Below are 24,147 nucleotides of genomic sequence, written 5' to 3' on the forward strand. Positions count from 1 at the left end.
ACAAAAAAAGAGGTGTAAACATTACATTTTACACCTCTTTGTATCAAGTTTTCGCGAAAGCGAAATCTATATATTACTTCTGTTCTTGCGCACGGCGCACTTCTTGTTTTTGTTTTTTCTGAGCATCAATAACCGTAATTGCAGCCATACTAACCATTTCATCTACACTTGCTCCTAGCTGAAGTACGTGCACAGGCTTACGCATGCCTAACAAAATAGGTCCTATGTTATCTGCTTTCTCAAGCTCCTTAATCACTTTATAGGTAATGTTTGCACTATCTATATTTGAAAATACAAGTGTGTTTACTTTTCTTCCTGCTAGTTTTGAGAAAGGAAATTTTGCCTGCAACATTTCCCTGTTGAGAGCAAAATCTGCTTGTACTTCACCATCTACCACAAGATCTGGATAGTAACGGTGCAAATAAGACACCGCCTTACTCACCTCTGTAGCTTTCTCATGTCCAGAAGATCCAAAGTTTGAATAACTTACCATAGCCACTACTGGCTCAAGACCAAACATCTTTACGGTAGCCGACGTCATTTGGGCGATTTTAGCAAGTTCCTTTGCAGTTGGATTAATATTTATTGAAGTATCTGCAAGAAACAAAGGTCCTCTTGATGTCACCATCAAGTTACAAGCTGCTACTTTTTGAACACCAGGCGCAGTACCTATAACTTCAAGCACTGGCTTTATCACAGTAGGATAACTACGACTATAACCAGATAACATACCATCTGCATCACCTTCATTTACCATCATAGAAGCAAAATAATCGCGACGCTTTACTTGACGCCTTGCATCAAGATATGTGATACCCTTGCGCTTACGTGTGTTCCAGTATATGTTTGCATAGCGATCTACTTGATCTTTTTCCTCATTAGATAAAGGATCTATAATCTCTACATCTGCTTCAAAACCTATTTCTTCTTTAAGCTCAAGTATCACCTCTCTGTTACCTAATAACACAGGGATTGCAATCCCTTCCTCATGCACAATCTGAGCAGCTTTTAGTACATCCAGCTGATCTGACTCTGCAAAGATGATACGCTTAGGATCAAGCCTAGCTCTATCAAGCAGTAATCTTACAATCTTATTATCTTCTCCTAGGCGTTCTAATAACTCATCATTATAAGACTCCCAGTCTGTTATAGGTTCAAGTGCAACTCCACTATCCATAGCAGCTTTTGCAACTGCTGGAGGAATTGTTGTTATCAATCTCGGGTCAAAAGGCTTTGGGATAATATAATCTCGTCCAAAGGTAAATCGTGTTGCTCCGTATGCAATATTTACCTGCTCTGGAACTGGCTCTTTTGCTAGTTGAGCCAGTGCTTTTACAGCCGCCATTTTCATTTCTTCATTTATTGCCGTTGCTCTTACATCAAGCGCTCCACGGAAAATAAAAGGAAAACCAAGCACATTATTAACCTGATTAGGATGGTCAGAACGGCCCGTCGCCATAATAAGATCTGGTCGAGAAGTAATTGCTACGTTATAATCGATCTCTGGTGTTGGGTTTGCCATCGCAAAGACTATAGGATCATTTGCCATAGATCTAATCATATCTGGTGATACAATATTACCTACAGATAGTCCTAAAAACACATCTGCATCTACCATGGCTTCTGCTAGATTCTTATAATCTTTGTTACTCTTAAATTTTACCTGCTCTGGAGAAAGATCTTTTCGATCTGCTCGTAGCAAACCGTTTATATCAAACATTGATATATTTTCCAGCTTAGCACCTAGTAAGTGATATAGGTTCATGCAAGAGATAGCAGCGCTTCCCGCACCACTCACCACAATCTTTACATCTTCAATACGTTTACCTGCAATTTCTAATGCATTAAGCATTGCCGCAGCCGAAATAATTGCTGTACCATGCTGATCATCATGCATCACTGGTATATCCAACTCTGCTTTAAGTCTGCGTTCTATTTCAAAAGCTTCTGGAGCTTTGATATCTTCTAAGTTAATACCTCCAAAAGTAGGCGCTATATTCTTTACAGTCTCTACAAAAGCATCTACATCCTTAGTATCTACCTCTATATCAAACACATCAATACCAGCAAATATTTTAAACAATAGACCTTTACCTTCCATAACGGGCTTAGACGCTTCTGGCCCTATATCTCCCAGTCCTAAAACTGCGGTACCATTTGTGATTACAGCAACTAGGTTACCCTTTGCCGTATATTTATAAACGTTATTTACATCTTTTGCAATCTCTAGACAAGGCTCTGCTACACCAGGAGAATATGCTAGCGCGAGATCACGCTGGCTAGAATACTTCTTCGTAGGAACTACGGCAATTTTACCTGGTTTAGGCTTTGCGTGATACACGAGAGCTTCTCTACGCTTGTTGCTGTTTTGACTCATAAAGTTGATTTGTATTTGACTTACAAAAATACTGATTTCCTAATAGGTCACATAAGCTATGGAACATTATAGTTATGAGGTTACGTTCTATTTAAAATCTAATAATTGCGTTAAGATATCTACGTTTTGAGGAAGCCTGCCTACATGCTGTAATTTGATTGCAGCTAGTGACAGCGCAACTTTAAGACAACGTTCGATTTCATATTCTTTAATGTATGCAAATAAAAAGCCGCTCCAGAAGGCATCTCCTGCACCCGTAGCGTCAAGAATATTTTCTACCCTTGCTGCTGGTAGTTCAATTATTTCTTGAGATTTGTTTTTACGCTTTCGCGAAAGCTTAACCCCATCAGAGCCTAGCGTGAGACAAACGAGCTCAACACCAAAATCACTATGAAAGAAATCAAATATCTCATCATGAGATTTACGTTCTCCAAACAAGCGCTCCATATCATCTTCGCTTATTTTCACTAGCGGATTATATGAACAGTATTGTCTAAAAGTCTCCATCGCCTTTTCTCTCTTTGGAAAAATACGTGGAGAATAATTAAGATCAATACTCAAGGTACATCCTGCCTCAAATGCTTTCTTTGCTTTATTCAAGATAGTAGTGCGAGCAGGATTTTTACTTAATGCAAAAGCGGTGGTGTGAAAAATGGAAGTCTTTTCAATAAGCTCATCTGGAATTTGATCTTCGGTGATTTTCGTATCTGCATAGCGATAGGCAATAAAATCTGGTGTTCCCGTTGTTTTCGAAACAAAGATTACACTCGTAGGATTTACAGCATCTGTTCGCACAAGATCTGTTTGCACTCCATTCTCTGCAAGTTTTTCTTCTATATAAATACCTAGACCATCGTCACCTCTAGTAGCTGCAAGCTTTACATTCATGCCTAATCTAGATAAATTCATAGCCACATTTGTCGGGCTACCACCTAGATACCTGTGATAATCTCTAGTTTGATCAATTCGCACTTCCTTTTGGTGACCTATGAAGTCTATTAAAACCTCACCTACACATATGATATCGATATCTCTACTCACGTCTTTTTAGAATTTTGATACTTATAAATGATGTAAACTACTAATTACTCTGGTTGATTATATACTTCTTGCGCTTGCTTAGGTGTCAACCTAAGTGCTAGAATAGCCGATATCAAGAAAAACACTCCCGCAAATAATATTGCGTTTATAGCATTTCCTCCCAGCAAATATTTATAAATAGGACCAAAAGTCACGGTCTCGATTGCCATAGGTATAACAATCATCATATTTAAAATACCCATATAAATACCACGCTTAGTTTGAGGTACAATTTTAGAAACCATCGTATATGGGATTCCCATCATTGCAGCCCAACCTATCCCAAAAAGAATCATAGGTGCCAATACTAAATTTGCATCGTTTATATATGGGATCAAAAACATAGCGATTGCTGTACCTAGTAAACTTGCTGCATAAATTTTCTTACCTCCATACTTTAACGTGAGCGGCACGAGCACAAGAGCAACGACCATAGTCACAGAGTTGTAGGTTAAACTCATTTTTGCAGATTGTGATGCAGCTTCTCCAATAGTGAAATTTAATGTATCTCTAAACATAGGAACATTAAATTGCCAATACACAAACAGTGCATACCATTGAAATAGATACACACCTGCCACCTTCCACATAAATGGAGGCATTGTTTTTACGGTTTGAGCAATCTCAACAAATGGATGTTTAAATTTTTCTATAAATGATAGTCCTCTAAATTCCTTGATTTGCACCATCTCCCCTTCAGAAGGTGGTATTTCTTTAGTCCTACTAACAGACCATAATATGGTTGTGATAGATAATATCGCTCCTATAAAAAATGAGTAGTATAACCATTGGGGTATACTTCCTACAATTTCTTCTGCCACTCCAAAAATCTCTTGAAAGTATATAATAGATAGCATCGCAATCACTGTTCCCGCGCCTACAAAAAGACTTTGCATTTGGTAACCAAGGCTTAGTTGCTTTTGCGGCAACTTATCTCCTACTAGTGCTCTATACGGCTCCATAGCCATGTTATTACCTATGTCGAGTATCCAAAGCAATGCAACTGCTACCCACAACACTGGACTAAATGGGAATGCAAAAAGACATATACTACCTATTAGAGCACCTATCAAGAAAAAAGGTTTTCTTCTTCCAAACTTTGGCGACCATGTTTTGTCACTTATCGCACCTATAATAGGCTGCACAATTAATCCTGTTATAGGCCCTGCTATATTGAGAATAGGCAGCAAATCTTCGGCTGCTCCTAGATATAAGAATATAGGATTTATAGCTGTTTGTTGAAGTCCAAAGGAAAATTGAATCCCTAAGAAACCAACGTTCATATTAAAAATTTGCCAGAATGAGAGGTTAGGCTTTTTAATGGAGCTTAGTATTTTATTCATAAGATAGTGCGTAGTTATTGCAGTGTAGCGATAGTAATATCCGTAATAATTTTTAAAATACCCGTAGAGAATTTCAAATTATGATACTATAACGTTTTCGTAAAAAAGCAATTTTTTTCATTATGGCCGTTTAAGTGCATCTATATTGCGCTGTAACCCTGAAAACTTGGTGCGTTTTACTGCAGATTTTTTAAAGATTTCTGAAAATACCTCTTGCGTGATTTCTTCCCACTGCTTCTTTGAATTGGAAAGCAATTCTGGATGAGGGTCAAATAGTGGCTCACTATGCGCTTTTGAAAAACGATTCCAAGGACATACATCTTGACACACGTCACAACCAAACATCCAGTCGTCTAGATGTGGCTTTGCATAGTCAGGAATTTGATTTTTTAACTCAATCGTAAAGTAACTTATACATTTACTACCATCTACCTTATAAGGCTCTACAATAGCATCTGTAGGACATGCGTCTATGCACGCTGTACAACTACCACAGTGATCTGTTACAGGTGTGTCGTATTCCAGATCTAGATCAATCACTAATTCTGCTATGAAGTAGAAAGAACCAGCTTTCTTAGAAAGTAGATTACTGTGTTTACCTATCCAACCAAGTCCACTCATCTTTGCCCATGCTTTATCAAGCACTGGAGCGCTATCTACAAAGGCACGCCCGTGCACATCCCCTATTTCCTCTTGTATATTGTGTAAAAACTCTTTGAGTTTATCCTTTATCACAAAGTGATAATCGCGGCCATAAGCATACTTAGATATCTTGTACGAATCCTTATTTTGAATTTCGTGAGGATAATAATTAAGCAATAGAGAAATCACACTTTTTGAGCCCTCCACAAGCTTAGTTGGGTCAAGGCGCATATCGAAGTAGTTCTCCATATACTGCATCTCGCCATTCATATTTTGCTTAAGCCATGACTCAAGTCGAGGTGCCTCCTCTTCTAGAAAACCAGCTTTACTTATACCACAAGACATAAAACCCAGGCGAGTGGCTTCGGCTTTAATGAAGGTTGTATGTTTTGCTCGATTTTCAATCATTACTATCTTGGTATAAATTCTAGCAACGCATTTTTAGGCTTTAAGGTAATAAGCGGTAAAATTTCAATAGGTGTGTTTTTTGGGGTAATCTTATACATACTCACCATTTCTGTAATGGCTAAGATCATTTCATACATAGCAAAATTATTCCCTATACACATTCTAGGTCCTGCGCCAAAAGGAAAATATGCCGGATGTTTCATCCCTGCGTTATCATCAAACCTCGTAGGATCAAATTGATCTGCTCGTTCCCAAAAGTCCTTATGCTTATGTATCTCTATCACAGAAAACAATAAGTTAGAACCTGCAGGAACCTCCATTCCGTTATGATCATCATCTTCAATATTCACTCGATCTATAAAATATGCTGGTGGATACATACGCATGGTTTCCTCCAGCACCTGCTTGGTAATGGTACAATGTCTTAAAAACTCATTAAGGCTTATGGAGTTCGCTTTCGCGAAAGCGTATTCTTTATAAATTTTATCTTGCCAGATAGGATTTCTAGCAAGCAGTTCGGCTGTAAAAGTAAGTGCATTTGAGGTAGTCTCATGACCCGCCGAAAATAAAATGAGAATTTCATCAATAAGCTGTTTATCGTCCATAAATCCACCATCTTCATATTGAGAATCTAGCAGCATATCAAGTAAATCACCTGGCTTGTCACCGCTGTCTTTGCGCTCTTGTACGAGTTCCTTTAGAATCACCCTCGCCTCTTTTGTTAGAGCAAGATGTTTATCTATAGGTCCACCATATTTAAAATACCATGCCTTAAATGGCTGGCGCAGTTCTTTTACAAGCATCTTTTGTGCTTGCTCTGTGATGTGTTGCAGTCTATTAATTTTATCTCGATCTACATCTGTTTTAAACAATGCCTTAACGACAGTCATAAATGCAAGATCATTAAAAACCTCAAATACATCAAAAGGCTTATGCATTACAATACGCAATAGTTCTTTTTGAATTACCTCATGCATTACATCAAGTAATTGAGCTAGTTGCTTTTTATGAAAGGCTGGTTGTATGAGTTTGCGTTGTTTTTTCCAGTGGTCACCTTCTGCCGTGAGCAGACCTTCCCCAACATATTTTGCTAAGTCCTTAGTTTGGATAGGTGATTTACTATAATTCCGTTGATTTTTCTGAAGTGCATATCTAGCAAATTCTGGATCTCTTGAGAAAACTACATCATTACCAAAACCAAGCTTTAGTTTAAAAGTGTCACCTTTTAACTCAAAATTTTCCTTATGAAATGGCAATGGGTTTTTAAGAATACTTCCTGCATTTGCAAGAAATTTAAACACGGATACTGCTGGAATTTTATCTGGCATATAATGTTTTGTAAGATCAATTATAAAGATACGGCTTGATTGAATTTAAGATAACCCAGGCTTTCAAAAAACATGAATCATTCCACTTTTATAATTGCCAACTTCACAGTAAAAATTAAAACAGTCCGCCCTGCACAGGCCCTTTTACACGACCTAAATGCCTATAAGCTTCTTCGGTCACTTCTCTACCTCTAGGCGTACGCATTATAAAACCCTGTTGTATTAGGAATGGCTCGTAGACTTCCTCAATCGTTTCTGCACTCTCAGATACAGCAGTTGCAAGTGTGGTAATACCTACGGGTCCACCCTTAAACTTATCTATAATGGTCGCAAGTATTTTATTATCCATCTCATCAAGTCCGTGTGCATCTACATTTAATGCCTCAAGACTGTATTTTGCAATAGCAATATCTATACTTCCATTACCCTTAATCTGAGCAAAATCACGCACACGCCTCAACAACGCATTTGCAATACGAGGAGTTCCTCTACTCCTTCCTGCAATCTCAACAGCGGCTTCCATGGAGATAGGCACCCCTAATATGCTCGAACTACGCTCAACGATAGTAGTTAGCAGTTCCGTAGTGTAATATTGTAATCTACTTGAGATACCAAAACGTGCTCGCATAGGCGCTGTAAGTAGTCCAGAACGAGTTGTTGCACCCACTAATGTAAATGGAGCAAGATCAATCTGTACGCTTCGAGCATTAGGACCGGTCTCGATCATAATGTCGATACGATAATCCTCCATAGCTGAGTATAGATACTCTTCTACTATGGGACTCAATCTATGTATCTCATCAATGAAAAGCACATCTCTCTCATCAAGATTGGTAAGTAAACCCGCAAGATCTCCTGGCTTGTCCAGTACAGGACCTGATGTAATCTTGATATTTACATCAAGTTCATTTGCCAGAATATTTGCTAGCGTAGTTTTACCAAGACCTGGAGGGCCATGAAATAGCGTATGATCTAGCGCCTCACCTCTAAGATTTGCAGCTTGAACAAATATCTTAAGATTCTCCAGTACCTGATCTTGTCCTGCAAAGTCATCAAAAGACAGAGGTCTCAATGCCTTTTCGACATCTACATCTTCTCTAGAAAAACCTTCATTTGTGGGAACTAAATGTTCATTCATACGTAGCGGTGCTTTCAATCAAAGATAAGGAATAGTGTTGGGTCATGATGAATACATAACAATGAGCACTCACAAAATTTTAATTGTATTAGTCCGCTTTCGCGAAAGCGTAACAACAAAAAACCCACTCAATTGAGTGGGTTTTTAAAACTAAATATTATAATCTAGTGATTCATTTCTTCTTCATTAGGTTGAAGAGGCATGGTCTGTGGGATAAAATCCTGACCAGGTATTACGTAATCTGAACCATCTTTATTCAATTTAGAATAATCATATGGCCAACGTTGTACCTCTGGAATTGCTCCAGCCCAGTTACCGTGAATATGCTTATGTCCAGTAGTCCACTCTAATGTGTTAGACTTCCAAGGGTTTTGCGCTCCTACTTTACCATAGAACATAGAATGGATAAAGTTATATAAGAATACTAATTGTGCTCCTGCAGTTATGAATGCAAAAATACTTATAGCCTTATTTACGTCTAGTAAATCATCAAAATATGGGAAAGCAGAGTTCGTGTAGTAACGTCTAGGTAATCCCGCCATTCCGATGAAGTGCATAGGGAAGAAAATACCGTACGCTCCTATAACTGTAATCCAGAAGTGAACGTAACCCAAGTTCTTGTTCATCATCTTACCTTCAAACATTTTTGGGAACCAGTGGTATACTCCCGCAAATAATCCATAAAGCGCAGATATACCCATCACCAAGTGGAAGTGAGCTACTACAAAATAAGTGTCGTGAACGTTAATATCTAATGTAGAATCACCAAGAATAATCCCTGTAAGTCCACCAGAGATAAAAGTAGATACAAGACCTATAGAAAATAACATCCCAGGGTTGAACTGGAGATTACCTTTCCATAAGGTTGTTATATAGTTAAATGCTTTTACTGCAGATGGAATCGCAATAAGCAATGTTGTAAATGTAAATACCGATCCTAAGAATGGGTTCATTCCAGAGATAAACATGTGGTGACCCCATACGATGGTAGACAAGAATGCTATTGCAAGAATAGACGCAATCATCGCACGATAACCAAAAATAGGCTTACGCGAGTTAGTTGATATAATCTCAGACGATATTCCTAATGCCGGTAGTAATACAATATATACTTCTGGGTGACCTAAGAACCAGAAAAGGTGCTCAAATAATACAGGCGAACCTCCAGAATTATGTAATACCTCTCCACCTAAATAAATATCAGATAAGAAGAATGATGTTCCAAAACTTCTGTCCATGATTAACATTAAAGCAGCAGAAAGTAATACTGGGAATGAAACAACACCAATAATTGCTGTTACAAAGAATGCCCAGATTGTAAGAGGAAGCCTAGTCATAGACATACCCTTAGTACGTAAGTTTATTACAGTTACTACATAGTTTAATGACCCTAAAAGTGAAGAAGCAATGAAAATAGCCATTGATACTAACCATAATGTCATTCCCATACCTGAAGCAGGGATACTGTTAGGTAGTGCTGATAATGGAGGATAAATTGTCCATCCTGCAGCAGCTGGGCCTGACTCTACAAAAAGAGAAAGAACCATGATTACTGAAGAAAGGAAAAATAACCAGTAAGATACCATGTTCAAGAATCCTGAAGCCATATCTCGAGCTCCAATTTGAAGTGGAATCAATAAGTTACTAAATGTACCACTCAAACCAGCGGTAAGTACAAAGAACACCATGATAGTTCCGTGTATCGTAATAAGTGCTAAATAAATATTTGGATCCATAACACCATCTTTACCCCAGTCTCCTAAGAGTACTTCGTAAATAGTGAACTGGTGATCTGGCCAAGCAAGTTGAAGACGGAATATCAATGACATCCCAATACCTATAATACCCATTATCAAACCAGTAATTAAGTACTGCTTTGAGATCATCTTATGATCTGTACTAAAGATATATTTTGTTACAAATGTTTGCTCGTGGTGGTGCTCGTGATCGTCATGACCATGATCTGCTGTTGGTGCGTGTGCTGCCATACCTTGATTCTTTAGTTAATTTTTCTTTTTCTTTTTTTTACTCTTGAGCTGTTGCTAAAGAACTACCAAATGTCTTTTGTTCTGCGATCCAAGCATCGTACTCTTCTTGGGTCTCAACAACAATCTTCATCTGCATGTTGTAATGCGAAGCTCCACAAATCTTATTACATAGCAAGTAATAGTCAAATTCGTCATATGCATCTATTGGACCGTCTCCAGCTGCAATAGAGTGCTTGTTTTTCTCTTTTCTAATATCTTTAATAGTAGCCATCTTATCCTTCATGTAGTCCGTATCGCGTATTTCAGCAGTGGTTTTTGAAGGTGTAAATGAAAACTGAGTAATCATACCAGGCACAACGTTCATTTGTGCTCTAAAGTGTGGCATGTATGCCGAGTGAAGTACATCTTGAGAACGTAGCTTAAAAATCACTTGACGTCCTACAGGAAGGTGTAATTCTGTAGTAATCTTATCATCCATTGCATCTGCATCACTCTCATCTACTCCGACAGTATTTGCTCCTTCAATGAATCTTACATTTGCATTACCTAAGGTATTATCCTCTCCAGCATATCTAGCTTGCCATCCAAAACGTTTTGCATAAAGCTCTACTACGATGGCATCTTCATCCTCCTCAAAATTCATAATATCTGACCAAGTAAAAAGACCATATATGATTAAACCTGCAAGAACGATTACTGGAATTATTGTCCAGATAAACTCTAATTTATCATTGTCTGCATAAAATAAAGCACGCTGTCCTTTTTTTCCGCTGTACTTATATGCGAAATAATGAAGTAAAGCCTGTGTAATTACCTGCACAAACATGATAAGAGCAAGAGATATGAATAATAAATAGTCATAATCTGCACCATGCTCTGATGATGCCTCTGGTAAATAAAACTTACTGTAATAGATAAAACAGTATGCCATTATAAAATAAAATACAACTGCAAACCAGAGCATCAATTTACCATTGATACGATTGTCTTTGTCGTCTGCTACTTGAGCCGTTTCGCTATTAGTCTTCTTATTAAACTGTGATAGTTTAAAGATCTTCGACATTTGCCAAAGCGTGACTACAAATAGAATTACTACGATGAGTGCTAATAAACCTGTCATTGTTTTCTAACTTCTTTATATCAATATTCTAATAATGAAAGTGTTTACTTTCTTCAATAAGTGGATTGCGCTTAGGCTCTAATGGACGTTTTGTAAGCGATGTAAATACAATCAATACAAATAATCCAAAGAAGAACATAAGTGATCCTAACTCTACAAATCCAAATGACCAAGCTTGCCCAACTGTACCAGGCATAACCATGTTATATATATCCACATAGTGACCTAATAAGATAACAATACCAGCCATAACAACGAACCAGTTTACACGTTTGAAGTCACTGTTCATTAGTATTAGTAATGGGAATAAGAAGTTCATTATAAGCATTCCGAAGAATGGTAAGTTATAATCTTCTATACGCTGTATGTAGTATGTTACTTCTTCCGGAATGTTTGAATACCAAATAAGCATGAACTGAGAGAACCATAAGTATGTCCAGAAAATACTAAATCCAAACATAAATTTAGCAAGGTCATGAATGTGACTATCATTTACACTCTGTAAATAACCAGCACCTTTAAGTATCATAGTTATTAAAGCGATAGTTGTAATACCACACACCATCATTCCTGCAAGTACATACCATCCAAATAACGTACTAAACCAGTGTGGGTCTATAGACATAATCCAATCCCATGACATCATTGATTCAGTGTATAAAAAGAATACTAAAAATAGCGCGGCAAGTTTAAATGACTTTTTATGTGATCTGTTATCTGTTGCTTCGTCTTGTTCTTTAGAAAACTTTACAGCAAAGAATCTATATGCATTCCAACCTGCAATAAATATAACAGCTCTAATCAATAACCATGGTACATTTAACCAATCTGATTTACCAGCAATTAATTTATCATAGTTTTCACTAGTTGGATCTGTAATACCATCTGCCATCCAGTGGAAGATATGGTTGAAATGAAAACCAGAAAGAGCTAACAAAATCAACATGATAATACTCCCAGGTAACAAATACCCAGTAATACCTTCCATCACTCTAAGCAATAAAGGAGACCATCCAGCTTGTGATGCATATTGAACAGCGTAAAACGCTAGACACCCTAATGAAATCATAAAGAAAAAGAATGCCGCTACATATACTGCAGACCATGGCTTGTTCTTATATCCATCTAAAAGGTGTTGATTATGTTCAGCTTCGCTCATTGCATGACCTTCTTCAGCTTGATGACTAGCAACTGCATGATCATCACCGTGACCTTTTGCGGTAGCTATAGCCTCGTGTGCCTCATGACCTTCGCCAGATACTGCTGTATCATGACTCTCTCCGTGATCATCACCAGCGTGCATAGCTTCAATATCTGCTATTGACGAAGGCATATACATCGCATCTACTGCAAATAATAACGCCCCTACTACCATAAAAATGATAGCTGATAATTTTAAGTTCTTAGATAATGTGTACATATCTTAAATATCGGTTGTTCCGTTAATTAGTTTTATTCGTGACCTTGAGCATTCATTGGCTCTGATTCTGGACCAGGAATTGCATCTACTGCACCCTCGTTTAAATCAACATCAATTTTACCCTCAGTCATCTCAGAGATAATTTCAGAGGCTGTAAATTCCTTCTGTGGCTTACCATCTAATGCGTCTTTAAGACCCATTACATAATGATCAACCATCCAAAGTTCATCTTCTGTCATTTGAGATGCATAGGACCCCATAGAGTTAATACCATAATACATAACATGGTATACACTACCTTCAGTAATAGCTCTACCAGCATCATTGTAAGCAGGCACTCCTAAAATCTTTTCGCGTTTTGCGAGATTCCCTTTACCATCACCTTTAACTCCGTGACAGATTGAACAGTAAATATTATAAAGTTCGTTACCCTTCACATAATTATCTTCTGTAAGAGGAAGTGGATTTTTCAAATTCGCTTTCGCGGAAGCTTTACCTTCTGGAGTATTTTCAAAATCGTAAGGCATCCAACCTCTCATTACAGATCCCTCTGCTGGTTCTAGTGCTTCATAACCATCAGGAAAAACCTCGTACTTACCATAAGTCTCATAACCTACAGATTCATACATATTAGGCATATACTGATAGTTAGGTTTATTATCATCTTGGCAAGAGATTACACTTGCAAAGGCAATTAACAAAACAGCTATTTTAAATATATTCTTCATTGCGTTGGCTTATGCTTCGTTTGCAATTAAATTAATCTCTACGGCTCCAGTCGTAACTAAAAAGTTTGCGAGCTCCTCTCCATCTTTACCAGTGGCATCAATCTCCATAAGAAAGTGATCATCTGTAGTACGTACATCTGGATTTTCAGCTTTTTTGAATGGCCATAATTTACTTCTTAAATAAAAAGTTATTACCATCAAGTGGGCAGCAAAAAATACTGTAAGTTCAAACATGATAGGCACAAATGCTGGCATGTTCTCAATGTAGCTAAAAGAAGGTTTACCACCAATGTTCTGTGGCCAGTCTTCAATCATTATAAAGTTCATCATTACTGTCGCTACTGTAATTCCAACACATCCGTAAAGAAATGCTGTTATAGCAAGACGAGTAGGTGCAAGACCCATAGCCTTATCAAGTCCGTGTACAGGGAATGGAGTAAAGATATCATTGATATGAAGATGCTTCTTCTTTACTTCCTTAACAGCGTTCATAAGAACGTCATCATCCGTGTATATTGCGTGTATAACTGTAGATGCCATACTTAATTATTTAAGATTGTTAGCTTGACCAGCCCAGTCATCGCGCTCTGCACGACCAGGAAATGATCCAGTTAGATTATCAAGTAACGTATACTCATTAGAAGTCATTCTGCTCACTTGCTCATAAGTATAAATACCAAGCACATTAAGCTTCTCCTCCATTTTAGGACCTATACCATTAATGACTTTAAGATCGTCTGCTTTCTGTGTTGCAGCATCAAATGAACCTAGACGGTCAGTTAATGATGCAGCACCATGATTATCTTCAGCGATAACAGTTTCCCCTTTAGATAATTCTTGTGGCTTTGCAATGTATGCACCATCAAGATTAATTTTTACAGGTCCACCAGATGTACGAGGGTCTGCTCCTGTACCTACTAATGATTGTCCTGACTCACGTAATTTCTTGTAACGTTCTCCAGAAGACTTCATAATTGTCTTTACTTCTGCTTGTGCAATCACCGGGAAAGTACGAGCATATAATAAGAACAATACAAAGAAGAAACCTATAGTACCTATAAAGATACCTATATCTACAAATGTAGGTGAGAACATCGTCCATGATGATGGTAAGTAATCACGGTGAAGTGAAGTTACAATAATCACGAAACGCTCAAACCACATTCCAATATTTACTACAATTGATATAATGAAAGAGAACATTATAGATCTTCTCAATTTTGGGAACCACATAAATTGAGGAGAGAATACATTACATATCATCATACTCCAATATGCCCAAGCATAAGGTCCAGTTGCTCTGTTTAAGAATGCATACTGCTCATACTCTACACCAGAGTACCAAGCCATAAACAACTCAGTAATATAAGCAACACCTACTATAGAACCTGTAATCATAATTACGATGTTCATAAGTTCAATGTGCTGTACTGTTATATAGTTTTCTAAACTCACAACCTTACGCATTATGATAAGAAGCGTATTTACCATGGCAAAACCAGAGAAAACAGCTCCCGCAACAAAATAAGGAGGGAAAATAGTGGTGTGCCATCCAGGTATAACCGAAGTTGCGAAGTCAAAAGATACAATCGTGTGTACAGAGAGTACTAGTGGTGTTGCAAGACCTGCAAGTACCAATGATACTTCTTCAAAACGCTGCCAATCTTTTGCTCTACCAGACCAACCGAAGGCTAGTAGACTATAAATCTTCTTTTGGAAAGGCTTTACAGCTCTATCACGAATCATTGCAAAATCTGGAAGCAATCCAGTCCACCAGAACACTAGTGATACAGAAAGATATGTAGATATTGCAAATACATCCCAAAGTAGCGGCGAGTTAAAGTTTACCCATAGAGAACCAAATTGGTTAGGTATAGGTAACACCCAATACGCTAGCCATGGACGCCCCATGTGGATAATAGGGAACAAACCAGCTTGTACTACAGAGAAGATAGTCATCGCCTCTGCCGAGCGGTTAATTGCCATACGCCACTTCTGACGGAATAATAATAGTACCGCAGATATCAATGTTCCTGCGTGCCCGATTCCTACCCACCATACAAAGTTGGTAATGTCCCAAGCCCATCCTACGGTTTTGTTTAGGCCCCAACTACCAATACCGTTTGTTACAGTATAGATAATACAGCCTATTCCCCATAAGAAAGCAACAAGTGCGATAGAGAATACGATCCACCATGATTTATTAGCTCGTCCTTCAACAGGAGCGACTATATCTAAAGTTACATCGTGATAAGTTTTATCTCCGGTAACTAGTGGTCTTCGTATAGGTGCTTCGTAATGCGCCATAATCCTATATAATTAGTCTTTAGATTAGTTGTTTTTATGCTTCTTCTGTATTACGTACCATTGTCTGGTAGAATACATTAGGTTTTGTTCCTACATGCTCGAGCAAGTGATACATACGATCATCTGTTCTAAGCGTTTCAATTTCACTCTCCTTATCGTTTATATCTCCAAAGGCAAGAGCTCCACTTGTACAAGCGTTAGAGCAAGCTGTAGCAAACTCTCCGTCTTTTACTTTACGTCCATCACGCTTTGCATCAAGAATAGTTTTCTGTGTCATTTGAATACACATAGAACATTTCTCCATAACTCCTCGTGAACGAACTGTTACGTCTGGGTTAATTACCATACGACCAAGGTCGTTATTCATGTGGTAATCAAACTCATCATTCCCATTATATAGGAACCAGTTAAAACGACGCACTTTATATGGACAGTTATTTGCACAATATCTAGTACCTACACAACGGTTGTACGTCATGTGGTTTTGACCTTGCTTACCGTGTGCAGATGCTGCAACCGGACAAACTGTTTCACATGGTGCGTGGTTACAGTGCTGACACATGATAGGCTGGAAAGCAACCTGTGGGTTTGCCGCTGGATCTTCTAGCTCACCAAATCCTCCAAGAGAACCTTGATCACCACCTAAACCACTAAAATCATTTTTCTTAGTATCATCAAGCTCAAACGTCTCCTCAGAAGAGTAATATCTATCAATACGTAACCAGTGCATATCACGACTACGACGTATTTCTGACTTACCTACAACAGGAACGTTGTTCTCTGCGTGACAAGCAATAACACAAGCACCACAACCGGTACATGCATTCAGGTCAATAGCAAGATTGAAGTGATGCCCAATAGAACGATCAAATTCATCCCAAAGATCAACTTCTGGTGAAGTTACTTCATACTCTATATGACCTTTACTCACTTCTGGCATTACATTCCAAGAGTGCTTATCTTTTGTATTAAAGATTTCAAGTGTAGTTTCTTTTACAATATCACCACGACCCATCAATGTATTATGAAGTTGCACAGATGCAAATTCATGTACACCACCTACTTTTTCAATAGATACTTTTTGAGTTGTCTGGAAGTTCTGCATTAACGGGAATGCATTTACACCCGTTTGCATCTCCTCTTGAATTCCATTTTTACGACCATACCCTACTGCAAGCCCCACTGACCCTTTAGCCTGACCCGGCTGGATCATTACAGGAACATTCTCTAAGGTAACACCGTTTACAGTAACATTTGCATAATGACCATTAAGACCACCATTTGCATTGTGACGTGCTTCTGTAAAGAATGTACTTCTATCAAACCACAATCCTTTCTCTTTGGCATCTGCCTCAGACATTGTCAAGTAGTTATCCCAAGTACAACGTGTTAACGGATCAGGCATTTCTTGCAACCAAGGGTTGTTTGCCTGTGTACCGTCACCCATTGATGTCATTGTGTACAACGTCAATTCAAAATCACCAGTACCTTCTTGTAATGTGCTAGACAACCCAGCATCTGAAGTGATTGATGTATTTGAAGGTGTAACCGCTTTCGCGAAAGCGTTAGTCTCAACAACACCAGCTTGAACAGACTTATTAAAAGGAAGTCCAGCCGAAGTCATTGTATCCTTAAGATACTCGTAATATGTTTTATCCTCACCCATCCAAGTCAACAAACTCTGTTGAAATTGACGTGTGTTGAAAATTTCTTTTATCGTAGGTTGCTGAAGGCTTACCTCTCCCATTTTAATCTGCACATCTCCCCAAGATTCTAGGTAATGTGGCACAGGAGCTATATGTGTAGACAAAGCTGCAGTCTCGTCTGCTCTTATAGAACAAGCAACTGAAACTTCTACCTTCTTAAGCCCTTCTGTAAATTCTGAAGCATTAGGTAAACTATATGCTGGGTTTACACCCGCCATAATAAGAGTTCCTACTTGCCCAGCATTCATATCTTTTACAAGCTGCATCATCTTGCGCGCATCTCCAGAGCGAGTCATCTTAGGCTTAGCAGTGTCCATTACAGACTTACCAGCATTAAAATCTAGCGCTATTTTCTGAGTTGCCACGTCCTGAACTCCTGTTATAAGAAGTCCGCTATCTCCAGCCGCAAGTAATGCCTTACGAGCTTGAGCAACTTTTGCCTTTATTCCTTCTGGCAAACCAGATACAGAACCACCAGCAAGAGCTTGTACTATTAATTTTTGTTGTGATGGTGTAGATGGTACACGTACATCTGCATTTGCACCAGAAAGAGACATGTTTGCCTCAAACTGGAAATGCTTAGACATCTTTCCATTTTTAGGAACACGCTTCTTACCGTAAGCAGAATCATATCCACCACCATTCCAATCTCCTACAAAGTCTGCACCTACAGCAACTATAACATCTGCCTTAGCAAAGTCATAATCCGGTAATGCACGGAAACCGTATTTCATTTCAAAAGCATCCAAAGCAAATTGTTCCCCAGCAGCATCGTACGCTACGTGCGATACATTAGGAAACTTAACTTTAAACTCTTCTATAAGTTTATCTGTAGAAGGACTTGCAAATGTTTGCGTAAGCAACACCGCCTTCTTTCCTCCTTGAAGTGCACCTATAACACCCTTATCTATATCTGACCAAGAAACTTCTTCACCAGCAGCAGTAGGGAACTGCGCACGATTAGTATCATACATTCCTAAAACAGATGCATGAACACGAGCATTTGCTCCAAAACCACCTTTAGCTAGATCGTTATTTTCAATCTTAATAGGGCGACCTTCACGTGTCTTTACAAGAACACTTGCAAAGTCAAAACCATCTGCAATTGTTGTTGCATAATAGTCTGCTACACCAGGAACAATTTGCTCTGGCTGCACTACGTAAGGAACAGATTTAATAACAGGACCTTCACAAGCTGCGAGGGAAGCTGCGGCAGTAGAGAAACCTACATACTTCAAGAAATCACGACGTGTAGTTTCTGAAGCCTCAAGGGTTTCCTTATCACCTAAAAATTCATCTGTCGGAATTTCTTGTACAAACTCATTCTGTCTTAGCGCCTCGATAGATGAGTCCCCTTGGAGCTCATCGACACTTTTCCAGTATTTCTTGTTTGATGACATATACTTAATTTATTAATTGTGATCTTCTTTAGATCGATAATTCGTTTCGGTTAACATACACACCCTATAAGGATGTGATTCGCACTCGCACTATACTAGTAGTGACACTTACCACATTCTAGACCACCCATTTGAGCAGCAGTTACTTTCTCAACACCATACTTCTTTGCAAGTTGCTCGTGAATCTCTGTGTAATACTCATTACCTTCAATCTTCACATTAGTCTCACGGTGACAGTTAATACACCATCCCATTGTAAGGGGAGCATGTTGATACATAACTTCCATCTCCTCTACAGGACCGTGACATTTCTGACACTCAATTCCTGCAACACTTACGTGCTGAGAGTGATTAAAGTATGCAAAGTCTGGAAGGTTATGAATACGAACCCACTCTACAGCTTGAGTTTCCCCAGTGTAAGATTGTGTTGACTCATCCCAACCTACAGCTTTATAAAGCTTTTGAATTTCTTTATCGTAAAACTCCTTAGAGTAATCCTCAGTAACAGATGTAAACTCAGACTCAGGTCCCGCAACTTCTGCGATAGACTTGTGACAGTTCATACAGATGTTTAATGAAGGTATCCCCGAGTGCTTAGACACACGTGCAGATGAGTGACAATATTTACACTCGATTGCATTTTCACCTGCGTGAATTCTGTGTGAATAATGAATAGGCTGCACTGGCATATAACCCTGATCAACCCCTATTTGAGACATCCACCCATATGCAAAATACGCACTACCTAACAAAAGGAAGATTACTGAAACAAGTACTAAGAATTGATTTTCAACAAATGCTTTCCAAATAGGCTTGCGTTTCTCTTCTGCTTTCAATTCGATCCCTTGAGCCGACGCAAACTTATTAAGCGTGTTGTTTACTAAAAACAATACAGCAATAAGAAGCAACAGTACAAATCCAAGAATTGCAAGAATCAAGTTATTTGAAACTCCACCACCTTGTTTAACATCAACAGGCCCATCAACAATAACAGGAGGAGCAGGCTTTGGAGTATCCGTATAGGCGAGGATGTTATCTATATCTGCATTAGACAACGCAGGAAAAGAGTTCATCACTTTATTTCCGTTTTCCTCGTACACTTTTACAGCAAGTGCATCTCCAGATTTGATAAGTCCTTGGCTATTTTTAATCCACTTGTACAACCACTCACGGTCATACTTCTCAGAAACCTGATGAAGTAATGGACCCGTCATAGGCTTATACAGTTTATGACAAGCAGCACAATTTGCCTTGAATAAAGCTTCACCAGCCTTAGCATCAGCAGCAGGAGCGTCTTGCGCAAAAAGAGAACTAGAAAGTGTAAGAATCACCACCACGGCTAGGGTAAGGACTCTTGAGAATGAATTTTGGCGTTTAACCTGTATCATATTAATATTGAATTAGCTTCAAAAAGATGGCACGATTTTTAGACAAATAATGTTGTTAAGAGCCTGTTAATCTCGCACGCAAAATGGTTAGCAAAAATACTACACAAACTGCATTCTCAAAGACACCTTACACGGGTTCTTATTAATTTATAACAGTTCTAAATAATAATTTTAATTTGTTTAAGTTTTAATCTTTTACCTTTACAAAAAATAAAACAATTATGAACGGCATTACGTTTAAAAACATACAATTAACACTAGCCGCCGCTGTGTTTTCATTCGCTTTCGCGAAAGCACAAACCGCACAATCCACTATAAATCAAGATGAAAGAATTACAGAACTTCTTGATTTGAAAAGCAGTCTGGAAAAGGAAGGGAAGCTAACAGATAGATATAAAATTCAACTCTATTCTGGAAGCTTAAATACAGCAAGCTCAACATTAAAAAAGTATAGAAATCGCGTAGGGACATGGTCTTCGTCTATAAAACACGAAACCCCTAACTACAAAGTATGGATAGGGAGTTTTAGAAACAGACGTGAGGCAGACAGAGCTCTTATGGAAATCAAGAAAGACTTTCCAAGCGCTTTCATTTTTAAACCAGATGGTCGCGACTAATCAATCACAACATCAATTATACACCCTTATCAACTTAACTGTTTTTAAGGGTTTTTTTATGCTCAGTTCAGAAAACATAGTTCTCTCCAGTAAAACGCATTAGAAAGTGCTCATAAAGACCAAATCGCATCAACCACAACTTCACCAACAGCTCAACCTGAGCCTCAGCAAAATCTACTAGTGCAATCAAACAACTACCCTTAATTGAGATAACGAAAGACAGCACAAGCAACATTATAATTAGCCTGTAATACTTTCGCGAAAGCGCATAAAAAAATCGCTTAAGATTGCTCCTAAGCGATTTATATAATTAAGTACTCTGTGATGCTATTTAAGCTTCTTCTTTACAGCTACTTCTTGGAATGCTTCAATTACATCATCAATTTTAATATCGTTGTAATTTTTAATCTGCATACCACAGTCATAACCTTTTGCTACTTCCTTAACATCATCCTTAAATCGTTTTAAGGCAGCAAGTGTACCAGTATAAACTACTACACTATCACGGATAAGACGAATATTAGAGTTTCTAAAGATTTTACCACTCATAACCATACAACCTGCGATTGTACCCACTTTAGATATCTTAAATGTCTCACGAATCTCTGCAGTACCAGTTATCTCTTCTCTCATCTCTGGAGAAAGCATACCTTCCATTGCATCCTTAAGATCATTTATCGCATCATAGATAATTGAGTATGTACGGATATCGATTTCTTCTTTATCTGCAACTTGTCTCGCATTACCTGCTGGACGAACATTAAATCCTATGATTATCGCATCTGATGCAGAAGCTAGTAACACATCACTCTCTGTAATGGCACCAACACCTTTATGTATAATGTTTACTGCTATTTCCTCTGTAGATAATTTCTGGAAACTATCTGTAAGTGCTTCAACAGATCCGTCCACATCTCCCTTAAGGATAATATTAAGCTCCTTAAAGTCTCCTAATGCGATACGACGACCTATTTCATCAAGTGTGATATGACGCTGTGTACGCACATTTTGCTCACGCTGTAATTGCGTACGCTTTGTTGCAATATCTTTTGCTTCACGCTCATCTGACATCACAACAAACTTATCACCAGCCTGAGGAGCTCCATCAAGTCCTAACACTGAAACTGGAGTAGATGGACCCGCTTTTTTAATTTTCTTACCGCGCTCATCATGCATTGCCTTCACCTTTCCAGATGTTGTACCGGCCAATACATAATCACCTACCGAAAGCGTACCTGCCTGCACAAGAATAGTAGATACATATCCACGTCCTTTATCAAGGAAAGCTTCAACTACAGTTCCATTTGCATTTCTATTAGGGTTTGCTTTAAGTTCGAGCAGCTCCGCTTCAAGTAATACTTTTTCAAGTAATTCTTTTACACCCGTTCCTTTCTTTGCAGAAATTTCTTGTGATTGAATTTTACCTCCCCAATCTTCTACTAGAAGATTCATTTGAGCTAGTCCTTCTTTTATTTTCTCTGGATTTGCTGCTGGTAAGTCTATCTTGTTAATTGCAAAAACAATAGGTACTCCCGCCGCTTGTGCGTGAGAAATTGCCTCTTTCGTTTGTGGCATTATACTATCATCTGCTGCAACTACGATTACTGCAATATCAGTAACCTGAGCACCACGTGCACGCATTGCCGTAAAGGCTTCGTGACCAGGTGTATCTAAGAATGCTACTTTCTTACCATTTTCAAGTTGCACACCATAAGCACCAATGTGCTGTGTGATTCCTCCACTCTCACCTGCAATAACGTTTTCTTCACGTATGTAATCCAGTAAAGATGTTTTACCATGATCTACGTGACCCATTACAGTTACAATAGGAGCTCTTTCTACAAGATCTTCTGGTAGGTCAACTACCTCTTCAATAGAATCCTCAATGTCTGCATTTACAAATTCTACTGTATATCCAAACTCATCTGCAACAATAGAAATAGTTTCTGCATCAAGACGCTGGTTCATTGTTACCATCATACCGAGTGACATACACGCAGATATAATTTGAGTAACACCTACATCCATCATGGTAGCAACTTCACTCACCGTAACAAACTCTGTTACTTTAAGGATTTTGCTCTCAATATCCTGCTGTGCCTGATCATCTTCTGTCTTCTGACGGTGTTGATCACGTTTATCACGACGATATTTTGCTCCTTTTCCTTTGCTTGACTTTCCTTGAAGTTTTTCAAGAGTCTCACGAATTTGCTTTTGTACTTCTTCTTCAGTAGGCTCTGCTTTTACAACACGACCTCTACCTTTACCAGCGTTATTTCCGCCACGAGAATTATTACCTCCACGCGTATTATTTCCACCGGGTTTTGAACCACCTGTAGTAGTTCCCGGTTTTGTAATACGACGACGACGTTTTTTCTTATCGTCTGAAGCAGATGATTTTTTCTCAGGCTTCTTAAACTTAGAAAGGTCTATCTTCTGTCCTGTAAAGTTAGGACCGTTAAGTTTTTTATAATCCGTTTTGAGAACTTCGTCCCCTAAACGCACTTCTTTCTCCTCTTTCTTAGCTTTAGGATCTGCAGGTTTTGCTTCTTCCTTTTTTACAGCTGGAGTTTCCTTTTTCTCAGGGGCTTTTGCTTTGACTTCAGATTTAACCTCTTCTTTCTTAGTCTCAACCACTGGAGATGGAGTTTCCTTAACCTCAGACTTAGGAGTTGCAGCTGGATCAGCTTTCACCTCTTTTACAGGCTTCACTTCCTGCTTTGGCTTAATCTCCTCTGCAGTTTCTTTTTTAGCTTCCTTACGGTCTGCTAAATTTCCTGCTGGCTTACTAAGATCAATTTTACCCACTTGCTTTGGCCCATTAAGCTGTGCTTTAGCTTTAACGACCTCCTGCTTTTTAGGCGCCTCGGCTTTTGCCTCAGCTTTTGCTTCGATCTCAACTTCTCGAGCGGCGCGCAGTGCCTCCTTCTCTTTCTCTTTTGCTTCGGCAACTTCCTTAGAAGCTACTTTCTTATTGGCATCCGTTTGAAACTCACCCGAAAGCACCTCGTAAACCTCCGTAGTGATTTTCGTAGTCGGACGCGCCTCTATCTCGATACCTTTGGTTCCTAAGAACTCAACGGCACGATCTAGAGAAATGTTCATTTCTCGTAATACCTTGTTTAATCGCATTGTTGCTGCTGCCATAAACTGCTCT

The 24,147-nt window shown here is 38.6% G+C and carries 16 protein-coding genes; 1 reads left to right on the plus strand and 15 read right to left on the minus strand.

All coding sequences use genetic code 11. The annotated features are described in order from the left end of the window. Positions 1 to 73 precede the first annotated feature (73 nt). The 14 genes from DCS32_RS04090 to DCS32_RS04155 form a co-directional block, all read right to left on the minus strand. Positions 74 to 2,377 (minus strand): NADP-dependent malic enzyme, encoded by a 2,304-nt coding sequence (locus DCS32_RS04090; protein WP_108877112.1) that lies wholly within the window; start codon positions 2,375 to 2,377, stop codon positions 74 to 76. An 87-nt stretch (positions 2,378 to 2,464) separates the two neighbouring features. Then, positions 2,465 to 3,418 carry a carbohydrate kinase family protein gene (locus DCS32_RS04095; RefSeq protein WP_108877113.1) on the minus strand — a complete coding sequence of 318 codons (954 nt, stop codon included), beginning with the start codon at positions 3,416 to 3,418 and terminating at the stop codon, positions 2,465 to 2,467. A gap of 44 nt (positions 3,419 to 3,462) precedes the next feature. After that, positions 3,463 to 4,800, minus strand: coding sequence for an MFS transporter (locus DCS32_RS04100; RefSeq protein ID WP_108877114.1), 1,338 nt, complete (start codon positions 4,798 to 4,800; stop codon positions 3,463 to 3,465). Between the two features lie 120 nt (positions 4,801 to 4,920). Further along, positions 4,921 to 5,850, minus strand: a complete 930-nt coding sequence (gene queG / locus DCS32_RS04105) for a tRNA epoxyqueuosine(34) reductase QueG (RefSeq protein WP_410492546.1) — start codon at positions 5,848 to 5,850, stop codon at positions 4,921 to 4,923. 2 nt (positions 5,851 to 5,852) lie between these two features. Continuing rightward, positions 5,853 to 7,178: a cytochrome P450 gene (locus tag DCS32_RS04110; RefSeq protein WP_108877115.1), complete on the minus strand. Its 1,326-nt coding sequence runs from the start codon at positions 7,176 to 7,178 to the stop codon at positions 5,853 to 5,855. 115 nt (positions 7,179 to 7,293) lie between these two features. Next, positions 7,294 to 8,316, minus strand: a complete 1,023-nt coding sequence (gene ruvB / locus DCS32_RS04115) for a Holliday junction branch migration DNA helicase RuvB (RefSeq protein ID WP_108877116.1) — start codon at positions 8,314 to 8,316, stop codon at positions 7,294 to 7,296. Positions 8,317 to 8,480: 164 nt separating this feature from the next. Next, a complete protein-coding gene (locus DCS32_RS04120; RefSeq protein ID WP_108877117.1) occupies positions 8,481 to 10,304 on the minus strand; it encodes a cbb3-type cytochrome c oxidase subunit I in 1,824 nt (607 codons plus the stop codon). A gap of 37 nt (positions 10,305 to 10,341) precedes the next feature. Beyond that, on the minus strand, positions 10,342 to 11,424 hold the full coding sequence (locus tag DCS32_RS04125) for a cytochrome c oxidase subunit II (protein ID WP_108877118.1): 1,083 nt from the start codon (positions 11,422 to 11,424) through the stop codon (positions 10,342 to 10,344). 28 nt (positions 11,425 to 11,452) lie between these two features. Next, entirely contained in the window at positions 11,453 to 12,844 is a 1,392-nt protein-coding gene (locus tag DCS32_RS04130; RefSeq protein WP_108877119.1) for a quinol:cytochrome C oxidoreductase, read from the minus strand. A 32-nt stretch (positions 12,845 to 12,876) separates the two neighbouring features. After that, positions 12,877 to 13,572: a c-type cytochrome gene (locus DCS32_RS04135; protein ID WP_108877120.1), complete on the minus strand. Its 696-nt coding sequence runs from the start codon at positions 13,570 to 13,572 to the stop codon at positions 12,877 to 12,879. Positions 13,573 to 13,581: 9 nt separating this feature from the next. Continuing rightward, positions 13,582 to 14,112 carry a DUF3341 domain-containing protein gene (locus tag DCS32_RS04140; RefSeq protein ID WP_108877121.1) on the minus strand — a complete coding sequence of 177 codons (531 nt, stop codon included), beginning with the start codon at positions 14,110 to 14,112 and terminating at the stop codon, positions 13,582 to 13,584. Positions 14,113 to 14,118: 6 nt separating this feature from the next. Beyond that, positions 14,119 to 15,882 carry an NrfD/PsrC family molybdoenzyme membrane anchor subunit gene (nrfD, locus tag DCS32_RS04145; protein WP_108877122.1) on the minus strand — a complete coding sequence of 588 codons (1,764 nt, stop codon included), beginning with the start codon at positions 15,880 to 15,882 and terminating at the stop codon, positions 14,119 to 14,121. 31 nt (positions 15,883 to 15,913) lie between these two features. Beyond that, positions 15,914 to 18,985, minus strand: coding sequence for a TAT-variant-translocated molybdopterin oxidoreductase (locus tag DCS32_RS04150; RefSeq protein ID WP_108877123.1), 3,072 nt, complete (start codon positions 18,983 to 18,985; stop codon positions 15,914 to 15,916). 95 nt (positions 18,986 to 19,080) lie between these two features. Next, positions 19,081 to 20,373, minus strand: a complete 1,293-nt coding sequence (locus DCS32_RS04155) for a c-type cytochrome (protein ID WP_108877124.1) — start codon at positions 20,371 to 20,373, stop codon at positions 19,081 to 19,083. Positions 20,374 to 20,594: 221 nt separating this feature from the next. On the opposite strand from DCS32_RS04155, the gene DCS32_RS04160 reads away from it, so the two are divergent. Beyond that, a complete protein-coding gene (locus DCS32_RS04160; protein WP_013751045.1) occupies positions 20,595 to 20,990 on the plus strand; it encodes an SPOR domain-containing protein in 396 nt (131 codons plus the stop codon). A gap of 327 nt (positions 20,991 to 21,317) precedes the next feature. On the opposite strand, the gene infB is transcribed toward DCS32_RS04160, so the two are convergent. After that, the gene (infB, locus tag DCS32_RS04165) at positions 21,318 to 24,137 is read right to left on the minus strand and encodes a translation initiation factor IF-2 (protein WP_108877125.1); all 2,820 of its coding nucleotides are present in this window, start codon (positions 24,135 to 24,137) and stop codon (positions 21,318 to 21,320) included. Positions 24,138 to 24,147: the final 10 nt, after the last annotated feature.

The organism is Dokdonia sp. Dokd-P16 (genome assembly GCF_003095655.1).
Taxonomy (GTDB): Bacteria; Bacteroidota; Bacteroidia; order Flavobacteriales; family Flavobacteriaceae; genus Dokdonia.